Here is a 13,062-nt window from a genome sequence, read left to right as displayed (position 1 = left end):
CCCAGTCCAGCACCTGTGCCACCGCTGTTTCGATGGTCAGGTTCGTCGTGTCGAGCAATTCAGCATCCGTACTCTGCTGCATCGGAGCGACGCTGCGTCGGCTATCCCGCTCGTCGCGTTCGCGCAGATCCAGCAAGAGGTCTGTAATACTAGCAGCGATTCCTTTGTCGATCAACTGCTTATGGCGCCGCCGGGCACGCATCTCGACAGTCGCGGTGAGAAAGACCTTGGTCTGCGCATCAGCGAAGACCACCGAGCCCATGTCCCGCCCGTCGGCGACCAGTCCGGGCGGCCGGCGGAACACCCGCTGGCGGAACAGCAGCGCGCTGCGGACCGCCGGCAGTGCCGCCACGCATGAAGCGCCGGCCGAGATTTCCTCGCTGCGAATGGCATCGGCAACCTCCTCGCCCGCCAGCAGGATCCGATTTCCGGCGAACTCGACGTCGAGCGCTGCCGCGATGGACGCCACCCCGGCTTCGTCAGTCCAGTCGATGCCGGCACGCGCCGCGGCCAGGGCAGTCAGGCGGTAGAGCGCGCCGGAATCGAGGTAATGCCAGCCGAGTGCCTGCGCGACGCGTGAGGCGATCGTCCCTTTGCCGGAAGCCGAGGTGCCGTCGATGGCAACCACCGGCACCGGGCGGGCAAGCTCGGCGAAGCGTTTGAAGTAATCCGGAAAGGTCTTGCCCACCGTCTGCGGGTCGTTGATCCGCAAGGGCGTCGCCAACGCCGCCAGAGAGAAACACATGGCAATACGATGGTCATCGTAGGTATCGATCGTCGCTGGCTGCAGACCTTCGCCGGCGGCAGGCGGATGCACCCGGATGCAATCGGCACCTTCGTCGACCCGCACGCCAAGCTTGCGCAACTCTTTGGCCATCGCGGCAATGCGGTCGGTTTCCTTCACCCGCCAGCTCGCGATGTTGCGCAAGGTGGTCGACCCGGCGGCAAATAGCGCCGTCGTCGCCAGCGTCATCGCCGCGTCAGGGATATGGTTGCAGTCGAGGTCGATGCCTCGCAGGCTGCCGCCGGTCGAATTGGAAGTCGGTGCAGCGGCTTCGATCCAGTTGTCTCCGGCCCTGATCTGCGCCCCCATCGCCGTCAGCGCATCGACAAAGCGCACATCTCCCTGGATCGAGTCCAGACCGACCCCCTCGACCCGCAGCGGCCCACCGCCGATCGCCCCCAGGGCAAGGAAGTACGACGCCGAAGAGGCATCGCCCTCGACGTACACCACTCCCGGCGAACGATAGACGCTGCCCGCCGCAACCGTGAATCGCCGCCAGCCGTCGCGCTGCACCTCGACGCCAAAACGTGCCATGGTCGCCAGGGTGATCTCGACGTAGGGCCTGGAGATCAGCTCGCCGACGACTTCCACGGTCGTGTCAACGCCGCGCAGGGGGAGCGCCATCAGCAAACCGCTCAGGAATTGGCTCGAAACGTCGCCACGCAGCCTGACCCGATCGTTCGCCAAACGTTCCGGCGGACGAATCGCCAGTGGCGGAAAACCTTCGCCAGCCAGATAGTCGATCCCGGCACCGAGTTGACGCAGACCGTCGACCAGATCGGCAATCGGTCGTTCGTGCATGCGCGGCACCCCGGCCAACCGGTAGTGACCACCCGCCAGCGCCAGCACCGCCGTCAGCGGACGGAACGCCGTCCCGGCATTGCCCAGAAAGAGGTCCGCCGCACGCACCGGAAAGTGGCCGCCAACTCCGCTGACGCTGATCGTGCTGGCCGCCAGCGATTCCACGCCGACGCCCAGCGCACGCAGCGCATCGAGCATGCGCGCCGTATCGTCGGAGTGCAGCAAGTCGCGGATCTCCGTTCGGCCAACGGCCAGCGCAGCGAGCAACAGAACCCGGTTGGAAATGCTCTTCGAGCCTGGCAAGCGGACCGTACCGCGTGCCGCCAGCATCTGCGGCAGGTCGAGAAAATTCGAGCTCACCCCTTCGCCCTGCTCTCGCCCCATGCACGCCGCGCCGTCCGGGCAACGTCGAAGATCTCTTCCAGGCGCGCACCGTCCCCGGCTTGCAGCGCGGCGCGCAATTCGTCGAGCTGCGCGCGGTAGCAGTCGAGCTCGTCGAGCAGGGCAAGCCGATTGGCCAGACAGATGTCGCGCCACATTTCCGGATGACTGGCAGCGATGCGTGTGAAATCACGGAAACCACTGGCAGCAAAGTCGAACAGCAGCTCGCGGTTTTCCCGCCGCGCCAGCTCATGCACCAGGGCAAAGGACAGAAGGTGCGGCAAATGACTGACGGCAGCGAAGATGCGATCGTGTTCGCTGGCAGTCAGTTCCCGGATCACGGCGCCGCAGGCCTCCCATGCGGCGCGCACGCGCGCGATGCTCTCCTGGCTGTTCTCAGCCAGCGGGGTCAGCACCACCTGCTTGTGACGATACAGTTCCACCCGCGCCGCCAGCGCACCGCTGTTCTCCGCGCCGGCAATCGGATGCGCCGGAACGAACTGGCCAATTCGCTTGCCGAAGTGCAGCCGCGCCGCGGCGACCACATCCTCCTTGGTACTCCCGGCATCGGTCACCACCGTTTGTGCTCCCAGACAGGGAGCGACCCGCGCCATGATCTCGGCGGTCCTGCCGACCGGCGTTGCAATCAGGACGAGGTCGGCATTGGAAACCTCCTGCCCGATGTTGAAACCGGCACGGTCTACAATCCCCAATTGCAGTGCCTGATTGAGGGAACCCAGCGTGCGGCCGAAACCGACCACCTCGCCGGCCCGCCGGGCCGCCTTGAGTGCCAGCGCGAACGAACCGCCGATCAGGCCGACCCCGAAGACCACCACCTTGCCGAACAGGGGCGCGCCGCTCATCGGCAGACCTCGCCGCCACGGTTGTTCGAGGTCGTCACAGCGCGGCCTCCAGTGCGACGAGGAAACGCGCATTCTCGGTTTCGGTACCAATCGTCACGCGCAGCCAGTCGGGCATGCCATAGCCGGCGATCGGCCGCACGATGACCCCCTGCTTGAGCAGCTTCTGGTTAACCAGCACAGCGTCCGCCACCCGAAACGTCACGAAGTTGCCATGCGAGGGGATGTGTGTGCAGCCCAGTCGCTTCAGTCCGCCGACGATCTGCTCCATGCCTGCGCGGTTGAGTGCATAGCTGGCAGCAACGAACTCGTGATCGTCGAGCGCTGCACATGCCGCGGCAAGCGCCAGATTGTTGCAGTTGAACGGCTGCCGGACACGATTCATCAGATCGGCGATGTCGCCCGAGGTCAGGGCATAGCCGATGCGCAGACCGGCCAGGCCGTAGATCTTCGAAAACGTGCGGGTGATGACCAGATTCGGCATCTCGGCCAGCCAGGCAATCGTCTCGACCCGCTCGGCCGGTGGCAGATACTCGTTGTACGCCTCGTCGAGCACCACCACGACGTCGGCCGGCACCCCCTGCAAGAACTCCCTGAGCTGCGCATGGGGCAGGAAAGTGCCGGTCGGATTGTTCGGGTTGGCGATCCAGACCAGACGCGTATCCGGTCTGATCGCCTGCCGCATTGCCAGCAGGTCATGACCGTAATCGCGGGCCGCGACAGCGATCGGTTCCGCACCGGCGGACAGTGTGGCCAGCGGATAGACAGCGAAGGCATACTGCGCGAAGACCGCCGAGCGCCCGGGTGCGAGAAAGACGCGGGCGATCAGGTCGAGCACGTCGTTCGAACCGTTGCCGAGCACGACACGTTCCATACCCAGCCCGGTCCGTTCGGCCAGAGACTGCTGCAGCGCGAACTGGTCCGGATAGCGTGCCAGATCACTCAGGCCGGCAAGCACCGCCGCACGAGCTTTCGGACTCATGCCGAGCGGATTCTCGTTGGAGGCCAGCTTGACGATCTGTTCGACGCTCAGCCCCATCTCGCGCGCCAGTTGGGTGATCGGCTTGCCCGGCTGATAGGGCGAAATCGCCCGGACGTAGGTTAACGACTGCTCGTGGAGTGCCATTGGCGATCCTCGAAAGGGACCCGTCCGCTCAGTAGGCGGCCACCGGGTAGGAACCAAGAAGTTTGAGGTAGGGAGCCCGGCGGACGAGTTCGGCGAGCGCCGTGCGCACCGGTGCGTCATCACGATGCCCATCGAGATCGACGAAGAAAACGTACTCCCACAGCGTGTGGCGCGCCGGACGCGATTCCAGCCGGGTCATCGACACGCCGGCATCCGAGAACGGTGCCAACAGCCGACTGAGCGCTCCGGTCTGGTTTTGCGCCGACATGATCAGCGAGGTCTTGTCGCGGCCGGACGGCCCCGCATCATGGCGGCCGAGCACGACAAAGCGGGTCGTATTGTTCGGCTCGTCCTCGATGTTGCTCGCCAGCTCGGGCAGTTGATAACGCTCGGCCGCCGCCTGGCCGGCGATCGCCGCCGTGCCTCTCTCCGCTGCTGCCAGCTGCGCCGCCTGCGCGTTGCTCCCCACCGGGATGCGCTGGGCCAGCGGCAGCGAACGATTGAGCCACTCATGACACTGCGCCAACGACTGGGCGTGTGAATAAACCTTGCTCACACGGCCGAGTGATTCCTCGTTCGACAGAAGATGCTGGTGGATACGCAGCACCACCTCGCCACAAATGCGCAGCGGCGTCGTCAGCAGCAGGTCGAGCGTGCGGCCGATGGCACCTTCGGTCGAGTTCTCGATCGGCACCACCGCATAATCGGCATGACAAGCCTCGACTTCGCGGAAGACATCGTCGATCGATATCTGCGGCATCAAGCGCGCGGCGTGGCCGAAGTGCTTGGTCGCGGCGCTTTCCGAAAAGGTGCCGAGCGGCCCGAGAAAGGCGATTCCGAGGGGCTGTTCGAGCGACAGGCAGGCCGACATCACCTCGCGAAAGAACCAGGTGACACTTTCGTTCGAGAGCGGCCCCGGGTTCATTCCCTGGATGCGCTGCAACACCTGCGCCTCGCGTTCCGGACGATAGATGAAGCCCGCTTCGCCGTGCCGCGACTTGATCTCGCCGACCTGCTGCGCCAGTCGTGCCCGCTGGTTGAGCAGGTCGAGCAGGCATCCGTCGACCTGGTCGATCTGCTGCCGGACGAGCCCAAGCTCCCGCTGCAGATCGTCGCTCATCGTGCCGTCCCCGCCGCCCACTGCCGGCCGCACCGCAAGCGCCTCACCCCTCTTCCTGGGCGGCAGCGGAATTCGCCACCGGGTTCCCGCCCACCGGCCCGGGCAACTCGGCGTCGTCTTCGGTCTCAACGACCTTTTCCAGGCCAGCGAGTTTCTCGCCAGCATCGAGCGCAATCAGCGTCACACCCTGAGTGGCGCGACCAAGCTCGCGGATCTCGCGCACCCGGGTGCGGATCAGCACACCACCGGTGGTGATGAGCATGATCTCGTCATCGTCGCGCACCAGGCGGGCGGCAACCACCTTGCCGTTGCGCTCGCTGGCGGCAATCGCGATCACCCCCTGCGTGCCACGACCCGAATGACGGAAATCGGCCAGCGCCGTACGCTTGCCGTAGCCGTTCTCGGTCGCCACCAGAACCGTCTGCTGATCGTTGTCGGCCACCAGCAGCGACAGGACCTGCTGTTGCTCGGCCAGCCTCATGCCGCGCACGCCGCGCGCCGTGCGCCCCATCGGCCGCACATCTTCCTCGTCGAACCACACCGCCTTGCCGGCGTCGGAAACCAGTACCACGTCCTGGCTGCCGTTGGTGATCTCCACTCCGATCAGGAAATCGTCCTCGTCGAGCGCGGCCGCGATGATGCCGCTGCGCCGCGGGTTGGAGAAATCCGACAGGGGTGTCTTCTTGACCGTTCCCTGCGCGGTGCACATGAAGATGTAGCGGTCGTCGGCAAACTCCTTGACCGGCAGGATGGCGCTGATCTTCTCGCCTTCCTCGAACGGAAAGAGGTTGACGATCGGCTTGCCCCGACTGCTGCGCGTCCCCTGCGGCACTTCGTACACCTTGAGCCAATACACCCGCCCGCGATTGGTGAAACAGAGGATGAAATCGTGCGTGTTGGCGACGAACAGATGATCGATGAAATCGTCCGTCTTCATTGCTGCGGCCTGCTTGCCACGCCCGCCGCGCCGCTGCGCACGATAGTCGGCCAGCGGCTGTGACTTGACGTACCCGGTGTGCGAGAGCGTCACCACCATGTCCAGCGGCGTGATGAAGTCCTCGATTCCAAGGTCCTGGGTGTGGACGACTATCTCCGAGCGGCGCTTGTCGCCGAACTGGGCGCGGATGCCGGTCAGTTCCTCGCCGATCATCTCGGTGATGCGCTCCGGACGCGCCAGGATGTCCATCAGATCCGCGATACGTTCGAGCAGATCGGCGAAATCGCCGATGATCTTGTCGCGCTCCAGCCCGGTCAGCCGCTGCAGGCGCAGATCGAGGATGGCCTGCGCCTGCGCTTCGGACAGCAGGTAACCGTTCTTCGACAAGCCGTATTCGAGACCCAGTCCTTCCGGCCGAGTCGCATCGAACGCCGCGCGCGCCAGCATCTCGGCAACCGTCGGCGAAGTCCACAACCGCGCCATCAGGCCACGGCGAGCGTCGGCCGGCGTTGGCGAAGCCTTGATCAGCGCGATGATCTCGTCGACGTTGTCCAGCGCGACGGCCAGACCCTCCTGGATATGCGCACGCTCGCGCGCCTTGCGCAACTCGAAGACCGTGCGCCGGGTGAGCACTTCGCGCCGGTGCCAGAGGAAGCACTCGAGCATCTGCTTGAGATTCAGCAGGCGCGGCTGTCCGTCGACCAGGGCCACCATGTTCATGCCGAAGGTATCCTGGAGCTGCGTCTGCTTGTACAGGCAGTTGAGTACCACATCGGCCACTTCACCCCGCTTGAGCTCGATCACCACCCGCATGCCGGACTTGTCGGACTCATCGCGCAGATCGGAGATCCCCTCGATGCGCTTTTCGTTCACCAGCTCGCCGACCTTTTCGAGCAGGGTCCGCTTGTTCACCTGGTACGGCAGTTCGTCGATGATGATCGCCTGGCGGTTGCCGCGGTCGATGTCCTCGAAGTGCACCTTGGCGCGCATCACCACCCGGCCACGTCCGGTGCGATAGCCCTCGCGTACGCCGGAGACGCCGTAGATGATGCCGGCGGTCGGAAAGTCGGGTGCCGGCAGCAGGTCGATCAACTCGTCGACGGTGATCTCGACGCTGTTGAGCAGAGCCAGGCAGGCATCGATCACTTCGCCCAGGTTGTGCGGCGGGATATTGGTCGCCATGCCGACCGCGATGCCCGACGAACCGTTGATCAGCAGGTTCGGGATGCGCGCCGGCAGAACCAGCGGCTCTTCCTCGGAACCATCGTAATTTGGGCCGAAGTCGACCGTTTCCTTGTCGATGTCGGCCAGCAACTCGTGTCCGATGCGCGCCATGCGCACCTCGGTGTAACGCATCGCCGCCGCGTTGTCGCCATCGACCGAGCCGAAGTTGCCCTGTCCATCGACCAGCATGTAGCGCAGCGAAAAATCCTGCGCCATGCGCACGATGGTGTCGTAAACTGCCGTGTCGCCATGCGGATGGTACTTACCGATGACGTCACCGACGATCCGCGCCGACTTCTTGTATGGCTTGTTCCAGTCGTTGGACAGCTCGTGCATGGCGAACAGGACTCGTCGATGCACCGGCTTCAGTCCATCGCGCGCGTCGGGCAGGGCGCGACCGACAATGACGCTCATCGCGTAATCGAGATACGATCGACGCATCTCGTCTTCGAGGCTGATCGGGAGTGTTTCTTTGGCGAAAGCTTCCATCTTCTTTCCGCAGGCGACGCGACTTCAGGAACAATGTCGTCGTCTTCATCAAGCTGCAGATTCTATCACGCCAGCACTGCCTCCGGCCGGGCGAGCCGCGCATTGAGGGTCCTGCGCCAATGAACTCCGACGAGCTCGTCGAACACAGCATACCTTGCTCCGGCAGCAGGACCACCCTCCACACCGGCCGCAGGCACGAGGGCAGCGGCTTGCTCGGCAAGGTCAGGACAGACGGCACCCGAGAGGCTGTCCCATGATGAAAAACCGGGAAGTTTTCCCGGTACCGGCGGGAGACTTTCCACTGTTCAGCCGGGCAAGGACGCGCCATACTCGATACCGGATCGGGACGTTGCGACGTGAACGCCATGTCCCCCGGTGCCTGCCCGGCAAAGAGAACCGGGGCTGTGACCAGACACCACGCCGCGGCCGCCGGGGCGGCGTCCTGCTCAGCCTGATGGCCAAGGAGTGTTGCCAATGAGTGCGAACGTGAACACCGCAAGGGTAGCCATGCTCCTCTGGGCGGTCGCCCTCGGTGGGAGCGCTCTGGCCACATCGATCGGCCATCCGGCTGGGGCACGTGAACACGGTCATCAACGACCGGCAACACGGCCTGCCGTCAGCGAATCCGGACAGGCCACCCCGACTCGGGGACGTCGCCAGGCGGCACACTGATGAAGCATCGGCTAGCAAACCCGGGTCAAACAGGTCTCTGAGCAGTCCTGCAAACTACTCGTCGGGAGGGCAATGCTATGTCTCTTTGGCTGCTCGTTTGTTGTGCTTTGGTAGATCTCGCTCTGCGCTTCTGGTGGAAACACACACAGCGTTTGATACCCGCACAGCTTCCCGGGCCGAGCGCCCTCGCCCGACCCCGCCCTATCGCGGTGTTTCGATCAAGCTCCAGGAAGATTCCTGCGCCGGAGCACGGCAGATCGCGGGCAAGCGCTTCCTGGCCTGTGCCGCACCACTGCTACCCATCGACAACTGCGATTCCTCGACTTGCCGATGCCGCTACGCACGCTTCGATGACCGTCGGCAGGATCAGGGGCGAGGCTGGAATGCGATCAGCAGGGCTTTGCTGCTGGTCCCACGGCTGATGATCGCCGCAGCAGCGGCGACCGCCGAAGATCGTCGCAGTCCGTAGCCGGCATGCAGCAAGCAAGCCCGCCGGGCAGCAGGTACCGCCCCTCCCGACCGGCGGCGGCACTTGGTGGCCATGCTGAATCTGTCACACAGCCGAGAGCAACACAGATGTAAACGCTGCGCCGCCGCCGACCCCAGCGGAGCATCCCGCCGGCCGCGCAGCCCAACCAGCCGACCGCAACGGCTGACCGCGCCACGGTGACGACTGCTTGCTTCGGATTTGACACGTGTCAATTCGCCGCCGCCAAGCCGCCAATATAATCAACGGCTAATAATTATGGTCGGCAGCGGCCCAGGGACCCCAGCGACGTGAGTTTCCATGCAGCATTGCGCAAAGGCGTGAAAAGCGTCTTTCTGCGCTTCGAAGAAGCTCTCGATGCCCCTTTCGGCGGCGAAGACAATCCGCTACGTCATCTTGGCGCGATCGGTCTGTATCTGCTCTGGATCGTCGTCGGCAGCGGGCTGTATCTGTACACCGTGCTCGACACCGGCATCGACGCCGTGTACAACTCGATCGGCTATCTCTCGCTGGAGCAATGGTATCTGGGCGGCGTGCTGCGCAGCCTGCACCGCTATGCTGCGGACGGCTTCATGCTGGTGATGATGCTGCACCTGCTGCGCGAATGGTGCTACGGGCGCTATTTCGGCTTTCGACTCTATTCGTGGATGACCGGTGTGCCCCTGCTCTGGCTGGCCTACATCGCCGGCATCGGTGGCTACTGGATCGTCTGGGATCAGCTCGCGCAACTGTCGGCCATCGCGACGACCGAACTGCTCGACTGGCTGCCGATCTTCAGCGAGCCTGCAGCGCGCAACTTCATGGCCCCCGACTCGATTAACGATCGCTTCTTCACCATGCTGGTGTTCATCCATCTCGGTGTCCCGCTGCTGCTCATCCTCGGCCTCTGGGCCCACGTGCATCGCATCAGCCATGTCGACTACCTGCCCTCGCGGCGCGTCATGCTGAACACCTTTGCTGTCCTGCTCCTGATCTCGCTGTTCGCCCCGGCACTCAGCAACCCGCCGGCTGACCTCGCCAGCGTCCCGGGCGAACTCGGCTTCGACTGGTTCATCCTGTTCATCCACCCACTGACCGACCTGACTTCGCCGGCCGTCGTCTGGTCACTGCTGTTCGTCCTCACCGCCCTGCTCTTCGCGCTGCCGCTGCTGCCGCATCCGCGCCCGGATCCGGTGGCCGTGGTCGACGCCGCCAACTGCACCGGCTGCAACCGCTGCCTTGCCGACTGTCCCTATGCCGCGATCGCCATGGAAGCGCACCCGCAGCGGCCGGGCCTCAAGCTGGCCGTCGTCGATCCCGACCTCTGTGCCGCTTGCGGCATCTGTGCCGGTTCCTGCCCGTCCTCCACCCCTTTCCGCCGGCGCAAAACCCTGATCACCGGCATCGACATGCCGCAGCAACCGGTCAATGCGCTGCGCGAGCAGCTCGAACAGGCGCTCTCCCGCCTCGAGGGCGGCTGCCGCATCGTTGTCTTCGGCTGTGCCCGCGGCGCCGACGTCAAGCCACTGGCTGCCGCCGACACAATGGTCATTCCCCTGCTATGCACCGGCATGCTGCCACCGTCCTTCGTCGAGTACGCGCTGCGCTGCGGTGCCGATGGCGTGCTGCTCAGCACCTGCCGCGAAAGCGCCTGCGAATTCCGCCTTGGCGACCGGTGGACCCGCCGGCGTCTGCAAGGCGAGCGCGAACCGCACCTGCGCCGCACGGTGCCGATCTCCCGGCTGCAGGTGGTCGCTGCCTCCAGCCATGACCGAACTGAACTGGCCGAAGCCCTGGCCGACTTCCGAACCCGGCTCGAAAGCCAAGTCGATTCGGACGACAGACTCCAACCCTATCTGCGGAGATCCCCACACCATGCTTAAACCCACCGCCATCGTCGGCCAGGTGATCCTCTACGGCGCTTTTGCCGCCTTCATCGGCTATTTTGCCACCTCGCCGAAATACAGGCAGATCCCCGACGACGTCGCACTCATCAAGCTGTCGATCAGCCACCTCGGCGAGCGCGAATGTCGCAAGCGAAGCCCCGAGGAACTGGCCAAGATGCCGCCGAACATGCGCGCACCGATGGACTGCCCGCGCGAGCGCTCGGACATCCGACTGGAGGTCGATCTCGACGGTCAGCCCGTTTTCCACACCGTCATGCACCCGACCGGCCTCTACAAGGACGGTGTGTCCACGGTGTACAAGCGTTTCGAGGTGAAGGCCGGCGATCACCGGGTGACGGTGCGCATGAACGACAACCTCGTCAAGCCGGGATTCAACTTCGTCAAGGAGGAAGCGATCAAGCTCAAGCCGGGTCAGGTGATGGTGATCGATTTCAACCCCGACAAGGGCGGTCTGTTCTTCAAATGATCACCGTGGCCGTCGCACGGCCGCCGAGAGACACATCCCCAATTTCCTGAGCTGACATCGACCATGGTCAAAGTCCTGCAACAAATTCTGCGCTGGCTCTTCATGCGCGTCGAGAACGTCTTCAACGTCGCTTTCGGCGACAAGATGAACCCTTTCTACCACCTAGGGACCATCAGTTTCTGGCAGTTCTGGCTGCTGGTGATCTCCGGTTTCTATCTCTACATCTTCGCCGATACGGGCGTGCATGACGCCTTCGAATCGGTCGAGAGGATCACGCACGACCAGTGGTGGGCCGGCGGCATCCTGCGCAGCATCCACCGCTATGCCACCGACGGCATGATCCTGACCATGCTGCTTCACATGTTGCGGCACTTCGCTTACGACCGTTATCGCGGCTTTCGCTCCTTCTCCTGGCTGACCGGTGTCGCCCTGCTCTGGCTGATCTACATCGCCGGAGTCAATGGTTTCATGCTTGTCTGGGACAAGCTGGCGCAGTTCGTGGTCATCGCCACCGCCGAGTGGTTCGACATCCTGCCGATGTTCAACGGCACCCTGATCCGTAACTTCCTCTACCTCGAGAGCGTCAACAGCCGCCTGTTCACCCTGCTCGCCTTCATCCACATCGGAGCCCCGTTGATCGTCGCCTTCATCATGTGGGTGCATGTGCAACGCGTGCCGCGCGCTCACATCAACCCGCCGCGCCCGATCGCCATCGCCGTCACGCTGATGTTCCTGGCCCTCTCACTGATCAAGCCGATCCTCAGCCAGGGTGGCGAAGCGGACATGTCGGTGGTGCCGACCGACATCGATTTCGACTGGTTCGAGTTGCCGGTCCTGGCGCTGGTTTATGTCACCAATCCCCTGCATCTCTGGTACTGGGTGCTCGGCCTCACCGGGCTGCTCTTCCTCGTTCCCTGGCTGCCACCGAAGCGGCGCGGTGCGGCGATGGCGCTGACCTCGATCACCTTCCACCCCGACCACAAGGCGGTCCACGCCCGCTTCGACGAAACCCTGCTCGATGCCGGTCTGCGCCAGGATATCGACCTGCCCTACGAGTGTCGCAATGGTGGCTGCGGCGTGTGCAAGTGCACCGTTCTGCAGGGCAAGGTCGATCCCGGCCTCTACCAGCCGAGCGCCCTGTCGGCTGCAGAACTGGCGCAAGGCAAGGTGCTGATGTGCTGTGCGACAGCACTCGAGGACGCCGAGATCGAATATCAGGCGAGCGCTGAACCCAAAGGATTCAAGGAGTACACCGCTCGCGTCATCCGCATGGAGAAACTGACGCACGACGTCATGCAGGTGCTGCTCAAGTTGCCGGAAGGCCGGAAGATCGCCTTCAAGGCCGGCCAATACATCAACATCATCCTCGAAGACGGCCAGCGCCGCGCGTTCTCGTTTGCCAATCCACCTCATGAAGGCGAGTTCGTCGAACTGCAGATTCGGCTGATGCCTGGCGGTCGCTTCACCACGCACGTCTTCGAAGCCATGAAGGAAGGCGACGAAGTGCGCTTTGAAGGCCCGATCGGCGACTTCTCCCTGCGTGAATCCGAACGGCCAATCGTCTTCGTCGCCGGTGCGACCGGCTTCGCGCCGGTCAAGAGCATGGTCGAGGATGCCTTCAGGCGCGGTCTGAAGCGCGAGATCCATCTCTATTGGGGCGTCAAGAGCCGCAAGGACCTTTACCTGCCGGAACTGCCCGCCCGCTGGGCACGCGAGCACGAGAACTTCCACTTCATTCCCGTTCTCTCGGAACCCACCCCGGAAGACAACTGGAGCGGACGCACGGGATTGGTACACGAAGCGATTCTCGCCGATTTCCCCGAACTCAA

At 64.1% G+C, this 13,062-nt stretch carries 8 protein-coding genes; 3 read left to right on the top strand and 5 right to left on the bottom strand.

Translation table 11 applies throughout. The features are described 5' to 3' along the window. The 5 genes from JNK99_RS11895 to gyrA all read right to left on the bottom strand — a co-directional run. On the bottom strand, window positions 1-1,915 hold a 1,915-nt coding region (locus JNK99_RS11895), incomplete at its 3' end, for a bifunctional 3-phosphoshikimate 1-carboxyvinyltransferase/cytidylate kinase (protein WP_291853277.1). A gap of 26 nt (window positions 1,916-1,941) precedes the next feature. After that, window positions 1,942-2,829, bottom strand: a complete 888-nt coding sequence (locus JNK99_RS11890; RefSeq protein WP_291853274.1) for a prephenate dehydrogenase/arogenate dehydrogenase family protein — start codon at window positions 2,827-2,829, stop codon at window positions 1,942-1,944. A 34-nt stretch (window positions 2,830-2,863) separates the two neighbouring features. Then, the gene (gene hisC, locus JNK99_RS11885; protein ID WP_291853271.1) at window positions 2,864-3,952 is read right to left on the bottom strand and encodes a histidinol-phosphate transaminase; all 1,089 of its coding nucleotides are present in this window, start codon (window positions 3,950-3,952) and stop codon (window positions 2,864-2,866) included. Window positions 3,953-3,980: 28 nt separating this feature from the next. Then, window positions 3,981-5,072, bottom strand: coding sequence for a prephenate dehydratase (gene pheA, locus JNK99_RS11880; RefSeq protein WP_291853268.1), 1,092 nt, complete (start codon window positions 5,070-5,072; stop codon window positions 3,981-3,983). 43 nt (window positions 5,073-5,115) lie between these two features. Then, on the bottom strand, window positions 5,116-7,722 hold the full coding sequence (gene gyrA, locus JNK99_RS11875; protein WP_291853266.1) for a DNA gyrase subunit A: 2,607 nt from the start codon (window positions 7,720-7,722) through the stop codon (window positions 5,116-5,118). A gap of 1,479 nt (window positions 7,723-9,201) precedes the next feature. Between gyrA and JNK99_RS11870 the strand changes: the two genes are divergently transcribed. From JNK99_RS11870 to JNK99_RS11860, 3 genes are all read left to right on the top strand, one after another. Then, complete coding sequence (locus JNK99_RS11870) at window positions 9,202-10,743, top strand: hydrogenase iron-sulfur subunit (RefSeq protein WP_291853263.1); 1,542 nt, start codon at window positions 9,202-9,204, stop codon at window positions 10,741-10,743. Next, window positions 10,736-11,233 (top strand): hypothetical protein, encoded by a 498-nt coding sequence (locus JNK99_RS11865; RefSeq protein WP_291853260.1) that lies wholly within the window; start codon window positions 10,736-10,738, stop codon window positions 11,231-11,233. Before JNK99_RS11870 ends, JNK99_RS11865 begins: the two co-directional genes overlap by 8 nt. Before the next feature lie 63 nt (window positions 11,234-11,296). After that, a partial coding sequence (locus JNK99_RS11860; protein ID WP_291853257.1) for a 2Fe-2S iron-sulfur cluster-binding protein occupies window positions 11,297-13,062 on the top strand: 1,766 nt, incomplete at its 3' end.

This window comes from Accumulibacter sp. (assembly GCF_016789985.1).
In the GTDB taxonomy this organism is placed as follows: Bacteria; Pseudomonadota; Gammaproteobacteria; order Burkholderiales; family Rhodocyclaceae; genus Accumulibacter.
The sequence above is the reverse complement of the archived record's forward strand: the minus strand, read 5'-3'. Positions and strand labels throughout refer to the sequence as shown.

Coding starts and splice junctions, on each gene's coding strand:
- JNK99_RS11890 (WP_291853274.1), bottom strand. CDS start 2,829: ATGAGCGGCGCGCCCCTGTTCGGCAAGGTGGTGGTCTTCGGGGTCGGC.
- hisC (WP_291853271.1), bottom strand. CDS start 3,952: ATGGCACTCCACGAGCAGTCGTTAACCTACGTCCGGGCGATTTCGCCC.
- pheA (WP_291853268.1), bottom strand. CDS start 5,072: ATGAGCGACGATCTGCAGCGGGAGCTTGGGCTCGTCCGGCAGCAGATC.
- gyrA (WP_291853266.1), bottom strand. CDS start 7,722: ATGGAAGCTTTCGCCAAAGAAACACTCCCGATCAGCCTCGAAGACGAG.
- JNK99_RS11865 (WP_291853260.1), top strand. CDS start 10,736: ATGCTTAAACCCACCGCCATCGTCGGCCAGGTGATCCTCTACGGCGCT.